Genomic DNA, 14,436 nt, shown 5'->3' with positions numbered 1-14,436 from the left:
GCAGGGCGGAGGCCATCCGACCCCAAATGGCCAGAAACCGACGCGTCAGGCCGCGCGGCTCAATGGCGCGTCGGGCCGAAGTCGAAAAGCGTAAGCCTCAGCCGGCGCGGCGCGGCGTCCTCGAAGCGGTAGGGAATGAGAACCTCGCGGCTGAGCACGGGCGCCGGAAGGGTCGCGCCGCGATAGCCCTGCTCCCGCAGCAGACCCAGCGCCTCATCGGGCCGCTTGCGCTCCTCGATCACCAGCACGCGTCCGTGCGGCATGATCAGCCAGTCGGTCGGATAGGGCGGAAACGCCGTCCAGCCGGGCCGGTGCAGCAGCAGGTTTCCGGTATAGTAATGCGGCCCCAACAGCCGCGGCACATCGGGAACGGTCTCTTCGATGACCTCGGCCAGCCGGTCGACCCGAAGCGAATCGCTACCCGCGCCGCGCAACCGCGTATCGGCAATCGCGGCCAGAACCAGCAGGGCCAGACCGGCCATCGCCCGGACGACATTGCGCCGGGTACGGCCCGATGCATCGGCCAGAAGCGTCATCATCGCGGCAGGCAGCCCCAGAATGAACAGCGGCAACAGCCAGCGCGGCCGGAAAAAGCCGGTATCCGTCACCACCACGCCCAAAGCGACCAGCCCCAGCCCGATCAGCGCCGCGCGCATCAGCACGGCCGCCTCGGGCCGGATATGCGGCAGCCGCCGCATCGCCCGCCCGCCAAAAGCCAGCGCGGCCGCCGCCATCAACAGCGCCGGCACCGCCTCGATCAGGGCCGATTGCACGACATAGGCCAGCCCCTTCGGCCACATCGCCTGCGCGGCCCCTCCCGCACCCGCCCGGAACTCCCAGGTATCCGAGAAGGTGGCAAGCGGCGCGGCCAGCATCGCGGCATAGGGCGCCGCGATCACCACCAGCGCGACCGCTCCCGACAGCCACAGCCGCCGGTCCCAGAACACGCCCCGCCAGACCGGCATGCTGAGCCCTGCCAGGATCAGCGCAGGCGGCACCATCCAGTAATTCGGCTTGGCGAGCCCTCCAAGCCCGATTGCCAACCCGAACAGAAGGTAGCGCCCCCGCCCCGGTGCGCGCAGCAGGTGGAGGAAAGCCGCGACCGTCAGCGCCGTGGTCAGCGCCAGAGCGATGCTGTGCGAGCCGGTGCGCTGCGACCACCAAGCCAGGGTCGGGATCAGCCCCAAGGCCAGCGCCCCCAGCATCGCCGGCCGCACACCGGCTAGCGGCCGGAGCGCGAGGAAGGTGACGGCATAGGTAGCACAGAGCATCAGGTTCTTGGCCAGGACAAGACCCAGGGTGCCGACCCCGAAGAGCTTGAAGAAAAGCGTCTGATACCAGTTGTAAAGCGGCGGCTGCGACCCCGAGGCGAAGTGCCAGTCGCGCGCCAGCACCACCATTTCGGCCTCGTCGCCCTCGAAACTGCCGCCAAGCGCAACCCTGAGGCCGACCTGGGCCGCGAAATAGGCGCCGAGCGCCAGAAGGAACACGGTGGCGATCCGCCGGTCCGAAGCCGGGGCGTGATTGTCGGTCATGGCAGCGCAGGCATCCTTGCAAGCACATAGCGGAACGGCATCTCGGCCGACGAACCGCGATAGGGCAACGAGAAGGCGCCTTCCTGCAGGCGTTCGATCCCGGACCCGGCCCCTGATCCGGCTGGCCAACCCGCCTGAACTGCCCCGATCTCGAGACTGGGCGGCACATGCTCGCGGAACAGAAACAGTACCGGTCCGGCCCCGAAGCGATGCGCGGCGAAAGGCAGATAGGGCGCGATCTGAAGGCCGGGCGCAAGGGCGGCAAGATTGCCGGCAGTGTAGAATTCGGCGATCACCGGCACGCCCTCGGCCCCGTCGATCTCCGCCAGTCGCGCGGGCAGGCTGTCGAAGACAACATCGCGCCGGGCGCCATCCTTGAAGCGGTCATAGCCGAGCCCCGCCATCACCAGGAGCGCCAGAACCGCCATCAATGCGAACACCGTGGTCCGTCCGCGCGCGGCCAGGCGTGGCGCAAGCGCCGTGAAAAGCCCCGGCACGGCCAGGAAGGCAATGGGCAGAAGCCAGCGCGACGTGATCGTCCCGGCATGGGCCGCCCAGATCCCGGCCGCTGTCAGAACCACGGCAAAGAGCGCGGCCCGCAGCAAGAGCGCGGGAAGCGGGCCGGCGCCGGTTTCCGCGCGGCGCCGCCCAAGGCTCAGCCCCCAGGCGATCAGGGCGACCAGAAGCGGCAGCGCCATGAGCGCCAGAAGTCCGCCCGGCAATTGCGACAGGCCCTCCGGCACGAGACGTCCGGGGGCCGCGCCCGCGTCGATATGCAGCTTGCCGAGCGAAGAAAAGGCGAGATCGCGATTTTGCAGCATCCAGGCATAGGGGGCTGCAACGATGAGACCGGCCAGCCCCGGCGCGATCAGCGCACGGCGCCGCAAAAGCGCACCCCGCATCGGCGCCAAGGTCAGCGCGGCAAGGCCCAGCGCCACCGGCACCAGGAAATAGTTGTACTTGGCCAACCCGCCCAGCCCGATGGCCAGCCCCAGCACGGCCCAGGACAGGAAGCTGCCGCGCCGCATCGCCCAGAGGAAGGCTGCGAGCGTCGCCGCCGAGGTCGCAAGCAGCATGTTGGAATGGGTCGTCGCCCGTTGCGCCTCCCAGGCCAGATCGGGGATCAGGAACAGCGAAAGCGCGCCAAGCGCCGCCGTGGCCGCAGGCAGCCAGAGTCGCAGCCCCAGAAAGACCGCCAGATAGGTCGCCCAGAGCAACAGGTTCTTGAGCAGTGCCAGCGCCGGCAGCCCACGCCCGAAAAGTTCGAAAAAGCCAAGTTGCAGCCAGTTGTAAAGCGGCAGTTGCGGGCCGTATCCCAGCCGCAGCCCCGGCGTCATCACCAGCATCTCGGCCTCGTCCGTCTCATAGGCGCCGCCCAGCGCCAGACGCAGACCGGCCTGGACTGCGAAATAGACCGAGATCGCAAGAAGGAAGATCGCCGTCCGCCGCCGATCGGCCGCATCATCCATGACCATGCGCCTAGAGCATGCTCGGCACGACCAGATCCGGCGGTCGGTGCCCATCGGCGAAGGTCTTGATATTGATGATCACCTTTTCCCCCATCTCGCCGCGCCCCTCGATGGTGGCCGAACCCATATGCGGCAGAAGCACGACATTGGGCAGCTCGCGGAGCCGCGGGTTGATCTCGTGGCCGCGTTCGAAGACGTCAAGACCGGCGCCCGCGATCTCGCCCGCGCGCAGCATCCGGGTCAGCGCATTCTCGTCGATCACCTCGCCCCGCGACGTGTTGACGATGACCGCATCCGGCTTAATCAGCTTGAGCCGCCGTGCATTCATCAGATGGAAGGTCGAAGGCGTATGCGGGCAATTCACGCTGATCACGTCCATGCGGCTGACCATCTGGTCGAGGCTCTCCCAGTAGGTCGCCTCGAATTCCTCCTCGATCTCGGGACGGAGCCGCTTGCGGTTGTGGTAATGGATCTGCATGCCGAAAGCGCGGGCGCGCCGGGCGACGGCCTGACCGATCCGGCCCATGCCAAGGATCCCGAGCCGCCGGCCGCCGATCCGCCCGCCCATGAAGGCCGTGGGCGCCCAGCCGCGCCATTCGCCCGCCTGCATCACATGCAGCCCCTCGGGAATGCGGCGCGTCACCGCCAGCATCAGGGCCATCGTCATGTCCGCCGTGTCCTCGGTCACGACCCCGGGCGTGTTCGAGACCAGAATGCCCCGCTGCCGCGCGGTCTGGACATCCAGATGGTCGACCCCGGCACCGAAATTGGCGATCAGCTTGAGCCGGTCGCCGGCCTGGGCCAGCATCGCCTGGTCGATGGCGTCGGTCACACAGGGAACCAGCACATCGGCCCGGCGCATCGCCTCGACAAGTTGTTCGCGGCTCATCTTGACATCGGCCTCGTTCAGCTCGACATCGAAAAGCTCTTTCATCCGGGTCTCGACCGGCGCGGGCAACCGTCGCGTCACGACCACACTGAGGCGTTGTGCCGGCATCGCTGGGCCTCCCTGCTTTTCAACCGGTTGCGTCAGTGGCAAACTGTCCGAGATCGGGGCGCGGCACAAGACCCCGAAACCAGCTGGCAGGACGTTATGCGGGCAGTACTGCGCAGATGCGCATCCTTGACGATCATCCTTCTGTTTCTCATCGGATCTTTTCCCTGGGCCGGGCCAGCCCAGGCGACCGAGCGCGGGCGCGTGACCAATTTGCCGCTGCCGCGATATGTCTCGCTGAAGGCCAGCGAGGGCAATGTGCGCCGGGGACCGAGCCTCAGCCACCGGATCGACTGGGTCTATACGCGGCGCGGCATTCCGCTGCAGATCACGGCGGAATTCGGCCATTGGCGGCAGGTCCGCGACCGCGACGGCGCCGGGGGCTGGGTGCATTACTCGCTGCTGTCGGGCGTGCGCACCGTTCTGGTCGATCAGGACATGCTGCCGCTCTTGCGTGTCCCCCGCCCCGATGCCGAAGTGCTGGCCCGGGCCGAGATCGGCGTGATCGCGCGGCTGGAGGAATGCACGCCCGACTGGTGCCGGATCAATGCCGATGGCGGATCGGGCTGGGTGCCCAAGACCGCGATCTGGGGGGTCGACGCCGACGAGATCCGCGAGTGAGCTTGCCCCTCCGGGCGGAGTGCTGCTAAGCGGAGCCCATCAGCTTACCGAGCCTGCGGCCATGACCAACACCTCCCGCCTGAACCTCTCTGCCGGGCTTGCCTCTGTCGCGACCGCGATCGCGCTGGTGGCCCTGAAGCTCTGGGCGCTGGGACAGACCGGGTCGCTGTCGATTGCGGCCTCCCTGGCCGACAGCGCGCTCGATCTGATGGTGTCACTCGGGGCTCTGGCCGCGATCTTCTATGCTGCACGTCCGCCCGATGACGACCATGCCTTCGGGCACAGTGCAGCCGAGGATCTTGCCGCGCTGGGACAGGCCGTGTTCATCCTGGCCTCGGCCAGCATCATCGCCTTCGCGGCGATGACCCGGCTTCTGGCCGCCGATCCAGAACCGCTGTCGCAGGAAGGCCCGGGGATGGTCGCCATGGCCGTCTCGATCGTGCTGACGGCATCTCTGGTGCTGTACCAGCGCCGGGTCGCGCGGAAGACGGGCAACCGGGTGGTGGAAGCCGACTCGCTGCATTATCTGGGCGATCTGCTGCCCAATATCGGGGCGATCTTCGCGCTCTGGGCCTCGGCCAATCTGGGTCTGGCGCGGATCGACGCCGTGATCGCTCTGGCAGCGGCCGGCATGCTGGCGGTCGGCGCGCTTGGCATCGGCAAGGGCGCCTGGGACGCGCTGATGGACCGCGCCGCACCGCCCGAGACCATCGCGCGGATCGAGGCGCTGGCCGGGGACTGCGCCGGCGTGCGCGGTTTTCACGACCTCAAGACCCGGCGCTCGGGGCCGCGCCTCTTCGTCAACCTGCATATCGAGCTGGACGGCGCGCAAAGCCTGAACGACGCCCATGCCATCGGCGCGCGGCTGAAACATGCGATCCTCGAGGAATTTCCGGGCGCGGATGTGATCATCCATTTCGACCCGGCGACCTGAAGCCTGACCTCAGGCGGCGCCGCAATCGGGGCAGCCGGACCGGGGATGAAGCGCGATGGTGCGGCTTTCGCCATAAAGCGCGTCATAGATCAGCATCCGTCCGCCAAGCCCCTCGCCCGCGCCAGTGACGGTCTTGATCGCCTCGACCGCCATCATCGCACCGACGACGCCCGGAAGCGCGCCGACCACACCCGCCTCGGCACAGCTCGGCGCCAGCCCGGGCGCAGGCGCCTCGGGAAAGATGCAGCGATAGCAGGGCGTGCCATGTGCCGGGTCGTACAGGCTGATCTGGCCCTCCCATTGGGCGATGGCTCCGGCGATCAGCGGCTTGCCCAGACGCGCGGCCATCCGGTTGACCAGATAGCGGGTCTCTAGATTGTCGGTACCGTCGAGGATCAGATCGTAATCGGGAAAGAGCGCCTCGGCCGTGGCCTCGTCGAGCCGGCGCCTGTAGGGACGCACGGTGACGAAGGGATTCTGAGCCAGAATGGCCTTTTGCGCGGAAAACACCTTGGGCATGCCCAGGCGCGTGTCGGTGTGAATCACCTGGCGCTGAAGGTTCGAAAGATCCACATCGTCATCATCGACGATGCCGATGGTCCCGACCCCGGCCGCCCCCAGATAGAGCAGCGCAGGTGATCCGAGCCCACCGGCACCGATCACCAGAACCCGCGCCTCCTTGAGCTTGCGCTGGCCCGGTCCGCCGATCTCGCGCAGCATGATATGGCGGGCATAACGATCGAGCTCGACCGGCTTCAGCGGCCCCTTGGGCGCCATCGGCACCACCTCGCGCGCGACCCGCCGCTTGAGCGCGCCGAGGACACCGCGATAGGCCAGGACCAGCAGCCCGACGACACCCAGCGCCGCCCAGCCCTCGGGTGTACCACCGATGGCATGGCGCAGGGCATGGCCTTCGGGCATGGCGATCTGCACGATCAGCACGGCCGCGTAAAGCCCCGCGATCATGCCCCAGCGCAGTTGACGAGAAAGCCGCAGGAGCATCCCCAGCGACCAGAGAACCAGCGCAAGGCCAAGAACCAGCCCCATCAGCCGCGCCCCGTCGAGCCGAAGCCGCCTGCGCCGCGCAGGGTCTCGTCAAGCTCCCCGACCACCTCGAAGGCGGCCTGCACCACGGGCGCCACGATCATCTGCGCGATCCGCTCGCCATGGCGGATGGTGAAGGGCTCTGCTCCGAAATTGACCAAAAGTACCCCCAGCGGTCCGCGATAGTCGCTGTCGATGGTGCCGGGCGTGTTCGGAAGCGTGATCCCGTATTTCAGGGCCAGCCCCGAGCGCGGACGGATCTGCACCTCGAACCCGGCCGGGAAGGCCATCCGGAAGCCCGTGGGCACAATCCGCCGCTCCATCGGCGCGAGGGTCAGACCCTCGTCCCTGATATCGGGCGGCAGGTTCGCGCGGATATCGGCCCCGGCCGAGCCCGGCGTCTGATAGGCGGGCAGCGGCAGGTCGCGATCGGCCCAGTCTTCCCAGACGATTTGCAGACGCGGGCTCATGCCAGGGCCTCCGCGATCCGATGCGCAAGCCGGGCCGCCACTTCGGCCTTGGGCAGGCGCGGCCAGGTCTCGACGCCCGCCTCGGTGATCAGCGACACCTCGTTCTCGGCCCCGCCCATGATGCCGGTCGCGGGCGAGACGTCATTTGCGAGGATCCAGTCGCAGCCCTTGCGCGCGCGCTTGGCCTCGGCATGGGCCACGACGTCATGGGTTTCGGCGGCAAATCCCACCACAAGGCGCGGCCGCCCCTCGGCCCGCCCGGCGATGCGGGCCAGGATGTCGGGGTTTTCGGCGAAGTCCAGCTCCGGCGCCCGGCCCGAGCCGTCCTTCTTCATCTTCTGTCCGGAAGCATTGGCGACATGCCAGTCGGCGACGGCGGCGGCACAGACCGCGGCATCGGCCGGAAGCGCGGCCTCGACCGCCTCCAGCATCTCGCGCGCGGTCTCGACCCGCACGAGATCGACCCCGCCCGGCGGCGGAACCGAGGCCGGACCGGTGACGAAGACCACCTCGGCGCCCAGCGCCACCAGCGCCCGGGCCAGTGCCGTGCCCTGCGCACCCGAGGAGCGGTTGGCGATATAGCGGACCGGGTCGATGGGCTCATGCGTCGGGCCCGAGGTCACGACGATGCGGCGCCCGGCAAGCGGCCCCGCGCCCACGCCCAGCGCCGTCCCGATCGCGTCAAGGATCTCGGGCACCTCGGCCATCCGCCCCGGCCCGTATTCGCCGCAGGCCATGTCGCCCTCGTTCGGGCCGACGAAACGGATACCGTCCGCTTGCAGCATCGCCAGATTGCGCCGGGTCGCGGGATGGGTCCACATCCGCACATTCATCGCGGGCGCCAGCAGAACCGGCTTGTCGGTCGCCAGCAGCAGGGTCGAGGCCAGATCGTCGGCCAAACCGCCCGCCATCCTGGCCATCAGATTCGCCGTTGCTGGCGCCACCACCACCAGATCAGCCGCACGCGAGAGCTGGATATGCCCCATCTCTGTCTCGCGGGTCAGATCGAAAAGGTCGCGATGCACCGCCTCGCCCGCCAGCGCCGAGACCGAAAGCGGCGTCACGAAGCGCTCGGCCGCGGCCGTCATCACCGGCGTGACGGCCGCCCCCCGCTCGCGCAGGCGGCGGATCAGGTCAAGCGTCTTGTAGGCGGCGATCCCGCCCGCGATGATCAGAAGAATGCGTTTGCCGGAAACCATGCCGCCCGCGCCCCGTTCGCTGTTCCGTCTGCCTTTGGAAACCACGTCTTAGGCCGCAGACGGGGGCGAGACAAGCAAAGCCGCCGCGTCGCTAACCGCCGGTCAGCGCCGCGCAGGGATCGTCGCGCTCGGCCGCACCGGTGACCAGCCAGTAGTCATAAGGCGGCACGCCGGTGGCGGCGACCTCGATCTGCCCGACCGAAATCAGCCGCGCGCCCTTTGCGACGAGGGCAAAGGCCGCCGGCAGTCCCCAGTCGATGCGGGCATGCCCGTTGCCCGCGATCACCGCGACCGGCCCGCCGGTCTCGTCCAGCGCCTGCCGTGCGGCCCGCGCCAGCGCCGCGTCGCGCAGCCGCTGCGCCTCGACCATGCCGGGCAGAAGAGGCTCGGGCAGCGCGTTGCAATGAGCCTCGCGCTGATCGCGGACCCGCGCCTCCAGCTCGGCCGCAGGCAAGGGGGTATCAAGCCCATAGATCCCCGCCGCCGCCCCGAAGACAGCGGCCGAACCGTCGCTCACCGCCCGGCGCACCTCGTCGCGGGGCAGTGCCGCACCAAAGATGCGCGCCTCGGGCGCGGCCGAGAAGATCGGGAAATACATCGCGAAATCGGGCCAGCCCGATGCCTCCCAGCCCAGCGCCTGGCCCAGCGCCACGCCGTCGAGCCGAAGCCCCGGCGTCACCTTCGCCGCCTGCTCGGGCGTCAGCATCTCGAAGACCAGCGCTTTGGGCGACAGCGCCCGGACGGCCGCGGCCTGGTTGGCGTGCTGTTCAGGATTGTCATGGGTCTCACCCAGCACCACCACATCGGCAGCCGGAAGCGAGGCGAAAGCCGCCGGGCCGATTTCCTCGGCGCCGGCGGCAGTGGCGGTCAGGGCCGCGGCCAGCGCGGCGATTCTAGCAACATGTCTCACGCGAGGAAGTGAAACACCTCGGGCGACTGGGCTTCAAGGCTCTTGCGCATCTTGCCGAAGGCCGCGGCCTCGAGCTGACGCACGCGCTCCTTCGACAGCCCCAGCTCGTTGCCGAGACTTTCCAGCGTGCGCGGGTCGTCGCGCAGCTTGCGCTCCTTGACGATGAAGCGTTCCCGGTCGTTCAACTGGCCCATGGCATGGACCAGCCACCCGCGCAGCTGCGCCCGGTCGCGCCCGTCCTCGACCAGATCGGCCGCCTGCGCACTGTCATCCTCGATGGTCTCGATCCATTCGCGGCCCTCGTCATCGGTCGATTGCGTCGCATTCAGCGAGAAATCCGAGCCCGACAGCCGCCCTTCCATCATCTCGACATCGTGCAGCGGCACGCCGACCTCGGAGGCGATCATCTGGCGCAGCTGGTGACGGTCGAGCGTCTCGCCCCGGCCCGCCGCCTCGCGTTCCAGCCGGGCCTGAACCCGGCGCATGTTGAAGAACAGCGATTTCTGGCTCGAGGTCGAACCGGTCCGGACCATCGACCAGTTCCGCATCACATAGTCCTGGATCGAGGCCTTGATCCACCAGACCGCATAGGTCGAGAAGCGCACGCCGCGGTCGGGGTCGAACTTGTCGGCCGCCTTCATCAGCCCGAGACTCGCTTCCTGGATCAGGTCGTTCATCGGCGCGCCGTAGCGCTTGAATTTTGCCGCCATCGAGATCGCCAGCCGCATATAGGCCGTGATCAGACGATGCAGTGCGGCTTCGTCGCGTTCGTCGCGCCAGGCATAGGCCAGCCTCAGCTCGGTCTCGGCGTCCAGAAGCTCCGCCTTCATCGCCTGACGCGACAGCGAGTTCGCATCGTATCCGTCAAGTGCCATGGCATGTTCCCGTCAGACAGAGATTTATCATTCCCTAAACTATACGCGCGCGATCTGGTTCCAGATCACACAAGAGCTTGAACTATTCGAAACATTCCCGCGCCGCTTGTGTGCATCTTCGCACAGAAGCGGCAGCGATCCGAAACCCCGATCCCGCCCATCACGAAAACGCGTTTCGAACCGGGACCGAAGCGGGCTAGGCTCACGCCATGACCTACGTTCTGTTCATCGGCGATCGGACCTATTCCAGCTGGTCCCTTCGCGGCTGGCTGATGCTGGAGAAATTCGGCCTGCCCTTCAGGGTAGAAGAGGTCGGGCTCTATACCGGAACGCTCGCCGCCGATCTGGGCCCGGTCGCGCCCGCCCGGCTCGTGCCGGCGCTCATGATGCCCGGGGGCGAACCGCTTGGCGACACGCTGGCCATGGCCGAAACCCTGGCCGAGCGCCACCCCGAGGCCGGGCTCTGGCCCGAGGACGAGACCGCCCGGATGCGCGCCCGCTGGCTGGCGGCCGAAATGCATTCGGGCTTTGCCGACCTGCGCGCGCATTGCCCGATGGCGCTGATACGGTCCTATGACAGCGTCCGGCCGCCGCCCGAGGTGCTGGCGGATCTCGACCGGCTGCAGATGCTCTGGTCCGGCGCGCAGGAGCGCTTCGGCGCAGGCGGCCCCTGGCTTTTCGGGCGCTATTGCCTTGCAGATGTCTTCTTCGCCCCGGTCGCGGCCCGAATCGCGACCTATGGCCTGCCGGTCGGCGATGCGGCCGCAGCCTATGTCGCCCAGCATCTGGCCGATCCGGCCTTCCGCCGCTGGCGCGCCGAGGGGCTGACATACCGCTACACGCCCGAGCCCTATGCGATGGATCTGCCGCATCTGCCCTGGCCGGGCCCCGAGCCCGTGCCGGCCCGGGCCGTCCCGCATGGCACCCCGATCAATGCCGCCTGCCCGCTCACCGGCCGCCCCCCGAGCCATTTCCTCGAAATCGAAGGCACCGTTATCGGATTTGCCAGCCTTCGCGCCCGCGACATGGTCGCGAACGACCCCGAGGCTTTCCCCGACGTCGCTGCCATTTACCATTCGGTAACCAAGGAGGCGTAGCCGTTTCCCGGTTCGAACCGGAGAGCGCGAGATGGTAGCCCGTGCCTATACCGTGGCCTTCGACGGGATCGAGGCGCGGATCGTCGAGGTGCAATGCGCCGTGGCGGCGGGCCTGCCCGCCTTCTCGGTCGTGGGCCTGCCCGACAAGGCGGTCAGCGAGGCGCGCGACCGGCTGCGCGCGGCGCTGGTGGCGATGGGCGTGGCGCTGCCTTCGAAACGGATCACCGTCAATCTCTCGCCCGCCGACCTGCCCAAGGAGGGCTCGCATTTCGACCTGCCGATCGCGGTGGCCCTGCTTGCCGCCCTCGACGTCATCCCGCGCGACATGGCCGAAGGGGTGGTGGCGCTGGGCGAGCTGTCGCTCGACGGGCGTCTGGTGCCGGTGATCGGAGCCCTGCCTGCGGCGATGGCCGCAGCCGAGGCAGGGCGCGCGCTTCTGTGCCCCAAGGCCTGCGGCGCCGAGGCCGCCTGGGTCGGGGCGACACAGGTGCTGGCCGCGCCCGACCTTGCATCGGTCGTGCGCCATTTCACCGGACAGGCCCCGCTTGCCCCGGCCGAGCCGGGGGAGATCGCCCCCATCGCGGCCGCGCTCGACCTGTCCGACGTCAAGGGACAGGAGCGCGCCAAGCGCGCGCTCGAGATCGCGGCTGCAGGGCGTCACCATCTGCTTCTGGTGGGCGAGCCCGGTTCGGGCAAGTCGATGCTCGCGGCGCGGATCCCGGGCATCCTGCCGCCGCTTTCGCCCGCCGAGGCGCTTGAGACCTCGATGATCCAGTCGCTGGCGGGCCTGCTCGACGAGGGCGGCATCTCGCGCCAGCGCCCGTTCCGCGACCCGCATCACACCGCCTCGGTCGCGGCCATCGTCGGCGGCGGTCGCGGCGCCCGCCCCGGAGAGATCAGCCTTGCCCATAACGGCGTGCTCTTCATGGACGAGTTTCCCGAATTTCCGCGCCAGGTGCTGAACACGCTGCGCCAGCCGATCGAAACCGGCGAGGTCGTCGTGGCGCGCGCCAATGCCCATACCCGCTATCCCTGCCGGTTTCTGCTGGTGGCCGCGGCCAACCCCTGCAAATGCGGCTATCTCGCCGACCCGGCCCGCGCCTGCGCCCGTGTTCCGCAATGCGGCGAGGACTATCTCGGCCGGATCTCGGGTCCGCTCATGGACAGGTTCGATCTGCGCGTCGACGTGCCGCCGGTGGCGTTCCGGGATCTCGATCTGCCCGCCTCCGGAGAAAGCTCGGCCGAGGTCGCCGCTCGGGTCGCGGCCGCACGCATGCGTCAGAGCGCGAGATTCGCGCATACCCCCCGCACGCGGGTCAATGCAGAGGCCGAAGGCGCCCTCCTGGAAGAGATCGCCGCCCCCGACGCCGAGGGCCGGGCGCTTCTGCTGCGCGCGGCCGAACGCTTCCGGCTGACCGCCCGCGGCTATCACCGCGTGCTGCGCGTGGCCCGGACCATCGCAGATCTGGACGGCACCGACCGGGTCGCCCGCCCGCATGTGGCCGAGGCGGTCAACTTCCGCCTCGGCATAGGAAATCTCTAGCAGCGCGCAGAAATGGCCCCGCGCCCGGGGGCAGCCCCTGCCTACATCGCAGAGAGGGTGGCGAAGGTGACGATCGCCACCGCCGCCACGCCCATCGCGATCAGCAATCCAAGCGGCAGGCGCGCAGATCCGGCCTGCCGTTTGCCCTGCGCGACGGCCAGCCCGCCCCCCAGCGCAAGAAGCGCAAGCCCAAGGAAGGCGCCGATCCATTCCATTCTGGCCAATGTCGTCGACATGGGTGCCGCCGCGACAGGAAAGATCGTCGCCAGATCGAGAAGGTAAACCGCCATGAAGGCAGCACCGGCGAGCGCCGGATAGATCCCCACCCGTCCGGTCCTCAGAACGCGATAGGCCAGGACCAGGCTCCCGAGACCGAGCAGCGTCAGGAAGACGTTGAATGAGGCCAGGACAGGGACGCCATATCCCGGGAAGCTGCGGGTTTCGACAAATCCCCCCGGCACCATCAGGGTCAGGTTCAGGGTGCTCAGGACGAGAAGGGCCGCGAGACCGCGTATCTTGGTCATGTGTCTGTCATTCCGGGTTATCAGGAGGAAGAAGAGGCGCCATCAGAAGAGAAAAGGCGCGCTCGGAAAAACGTGCCTCCTCGCCCTCGGCCAGGTCGGAGGCGTTCATCGCGAACCAATGGTCGACGGTGATGAGGATGTTCAGGGCGACATCCGCGAGCAGCCCGAGGGGAAGGTCGTCCCGCACCGCTCCGACCGATTGCCCCGCGGCAAGCACGCGCTCGATATGGCCTCGCAACAGCGCAAGCGGCCCGGCGAAGGCGCGCTGTGCGGCAGCTTCCCGGTGCAGGGTCCTGAGCAGCGAGGCCAGGCATTCATCGCCCTGAAGCGCCCCGGCCAGCCGACGGCACAGGGCCGCAATCTGCGTCCAGTAGGTCTCGCGGTCGGCCCCGGCAATCGCTTCGGCATTCCCACCGAGCGTGCCGAGGGGCGCCAGACGGCGTTCGAGTGTGGCCCGGAACAGGTCGCCCTTGTCGGCGAAGTAGTGATAGGTGCGTCCTTTGCTTTCTCCCGCTGCCGCGATGATGCGGTTGAGGGAGGCGTTTTCGAACCCATGGTCGCAGAACTCCAGCTCTGCCGGGTCAAGCCAGCATGCACGCGCCTGATCGCTCAGTCCGGCGAACCTGGTACGACTGGCTGGAATGGGCAGGGACAATCGGGCTCCGACAGGATGAGGAAATCAGGGATGCTGCCCGCATTTAGACCACCGGTCTAAAAATGTCAAATCGGCGGCAACCCGGCATAGAACCGGGATTTGCGACAGGTCATTGTGGGGACAGAGCAGGCGACGCACCCAGGGCGGGATGCCGTGGTCTTTCAAGGCATGGCGGAGGCAACAGACATGGCCGCCGCGCCCGTCCCCTGCAGGCTGCCCGGCAACGCGCCGGCGCCGGCGCCGGTGAAATCGCTGCCGCAGCGGCGGTCATTAAGAGCTTTGGCATTCCGGAACGGCACAAACCCTGGCGCTCCGTCCACAGGCGGGCCTGCCCCACGGACAGCTTCCTTTGCCCTCGCCCCCCGAGTTCGCCCGATGACGCGGGGCCCCTTTGGGCGGATACCGTCGAAAAACTCGCCGAATGGCTTCAAGAGGCCAGAACGGCGAAAAACCACTTCGCAGACACACCGGGCCGTAAATTCCGTTCCTCAAGAGGTGCACGCTCGGAACGGTTTCCTAAATGCAGAAAGTGATTTTATGCCAGCCGAAGTTTTTCAACGGAACAG

Annotated in this window: 14 protein-coding genes; 4 read left to right on the top strand and 10 right to left on the bottom strand. The window is 68.2% G+C overall.

Features of this window, described 5'->3' with window-relative positions; all coding sequences use genetic code 11:
- Positions 1–59: 59 nt before the first annotated feature.
- Genes B5V46_RS04745 through B5V46_RS04735 form a run of 3 tightly spaced genes read right to left on the bottom strand, consistent with a single transcriptional unit; the run spans position 60 to position 4,001 of the window.
- The gene (locus B5V46_RS04745; RefSeq protein ID WP_080615532.1) at positions 60–1,535 is read right to left on the bottom strand and encodes a glycosyltransferase family 39 protein; all 1,476 of its coding nucleotides are present in this window, start codon (positions 1,533–1,535) and stop codon (positions 60–62) included.
- Positions 1,532–3,004: a glycosyltransferase family 39 protein gene (locus tag B5V46_RS04740; RefSeq protein ID WP_196774346.1), complete on the bottom strand. Its 1,473-nt coding sequence runs from the start codon at positions 3,002–3,004 to the stop codon at positions 1,532–1,534. The genes B5V46_RS04745 and B5V46_RS04740 overlap by 4 nt, the downstream gene beginning before the upstream one ends.
- A gap of 10 nt (positions 3,005–3,014) precedes the next feature.
- Positions 3,015–4,001, bottom strand: a complete 987-nt coding sequence (locus tag B5V46_RS04735; protein WP_080615530.1) for a D-glycerate dehydrogenase — start codon at positions 3,999–4,001, stop codon at positions 3,015–3,017.
- Positions 4,002–4,097: 96 nt separating this feature from the next.
- Between B5V46_RS04735 and B5V46_RS04730 the strand changes: the two genes are divergently transcribed.
- Complete coding sequence (locus tag B5V46_RS04730) at positions 4,098–4,619, top strand: SH3 domain-containing protein (RefSeq protein ID WP_080615529.1); 522 nt, start codon at positions 4,098–4,100, stop codon at positions 4,617–4,619.
- A 61-nt stretch (positions 4,620–4,680) separates the two neighbouring features.
- Complete coding sequence (locus tag B5V46_RS04725; RefSeq protein ID WP_080615528.1) at positions 4,681–5,553, top strand: cation diffusion facilitator family transporter; 873 nt, start codon at positions 4,681–4,683, stop codon at positions 5,551–5,553.
- 9 nt (positions 5,554–5,562) lie between these two features.
- Here B5V46_RS04725 and B5V46_RS04720 read toward each other — a convergent pair whose 3' ends face one another.
- The 5 genes from B5V46_RS04720 to B5V46_RS04700 all read right to left on the bottom strand — a co-directional run bounded on the left by B5V46_RS04720 (position 5,563) and on the right by B5V46_RS04700 (position 10,051).
- Positions 5,563–6,600 carry a HesA/MoeB/ThiF family protein gene (locus B5V46_RS04720; protein ID WP_080615527.1) on the bottom strand — a complete coding sequence of 346 codons (1,038 nt, stop codon included), beginning with the start codon at positions 6,598–6,600 and terminating at the stop codon, positions 5,563–5,565.
- Positions 6,600–7,067 carry a dUTP diphosphatase gene (dut, locus tag B5V46_RS04715; protein WP_080615526.1) on the bottom strand — a complete coding sequence of 156 codons (468 nt, stop codon included), beginning with the start codon at positions 7,065–7,067 and terminating at the stop codon, positions 6,600–6,602. The genes B5V46_RS04720 and dut overlap by 1 nt, the downstream gene beginning before the upstream one ends.
- Entirely contained in the window at positions 7,064–8,266 is a 1,203-nt protein-coding gene (gene coaBC / locus B5V46_RS04710; protein ID WP_080615525.1) for a bifunctional phosphopantothenoylcysteine decarboxylase/phosphopantothenate--cysteine ligase CoaBC, read from the bottom strand. Before coaBC ends, dut begins: the two co-directional genes overlap by 4 nt.
- Positions 8,267–8,357: 91 nt before the next feature.
- Positions 8,358–9,176 (bottom strand): ChaN family lipoprotein, encoded by an 819-nt coding sequence (locus tag B5V46_RS04705; protein ID WP_231119234.1) that lies wholly within the window; start codon positions 9,174–9,176, stop codon positions 8,358–8,360.
- Positions 9,173–10,051, bottom strand: coding sequence for an RNA polymerase factor sigma-32 (locus B5V46_RS04700; RefSeq protein WP_080615524.1), 879 nt, complete (start codon positions 10,049–10,051; stop codon positions 9,173–9,175). The genes B5V46_RS04705 and B5V46_RS04700 overlap by 4 nt, the downstream gene beginning before the upstream one ends.
- 209 nt (positions 10,052–10,260) lie before the next feature.
- Here B5V46_RS04700 and B5V46_RS04695 point away from each other — a divergent pair, with 209 nt between their 5' ends.
- Positions 10,261–11,148 carry a glutathione S-transferase gene (locus B5V46_RS04695; protein ID WP_080615523.1) on the top strand — a complete coding sequence of 296 codons (888 nt, stop codon included), beginning with the start codon at positions 10,261–10,263 and terminating at the stop codon, positions 11,146–11,148.
- Between the two features lie 31 nt (positions 11,149–11,179).
- Positions 11,180–12,691 carry a YifB family Mg chelatase-like AAA ATPase gene (locus B5V46_RS04690; protein ID WP_080615522.1) on the top strand — a complete coding sequence of 504 codons (1,512 nt, stop codon included), beginning with the start codon at positions 11,180–11,182 and terminating at the stop codon, positions 12,689–12,691.
- A gap of 41 nt (positions 12,692–12,732) precedes the next feature.
- On the opposite strand, the gene B5V46_RS04685 is transcribed toward B5V46_RS04690, so the two are convergent.
- Together B5V46_RS04685 and B5V46_RS04680 are read right to left on the bottom strand one after the other, a co-directional pair.
- Positions 12,733–13,215 (bottom strand): hypothetical protein, encoded by a 483-nt coding sequence (locus tag B5V46_RS04685; RefSeq protein WP_080615521.1) that lies wholly within the window; start codon positions 13,213–13,215, stop codon positions 12,733–12,735.
- A 7-nt stretch (positions 13,216–13,222) separates the two neighbouring features.
- Positions 13,223–13,870 carry a TetR/AcrR family transcriptional regulator gene (locus tag B5V46_RS04680; RefSeq protein ID WP_080615520.1) on the bottom strand — a complete coding sequence of 216 codons (648 nt, stop codon included), beginning with the start codon at positions 13,868–13,870 and terminating at the stop codon, positions 13,223–13,225.
- Positions 13,871–14,436: the final 566 nt, after the last annotated feature.

Source organism: Rhodovulum sp. MB263 (genome assembly GCF_002073975.1).
Taxonomy (GTDB): Bacteria; Pseudomonadota; Alphaproteobacteria; order Rhodobacterales; family Rhodobacteraceae; genus Rhodovulum.
This window is presented reverse-complemented; position numbering and strand designations above follow the sequence as displayed.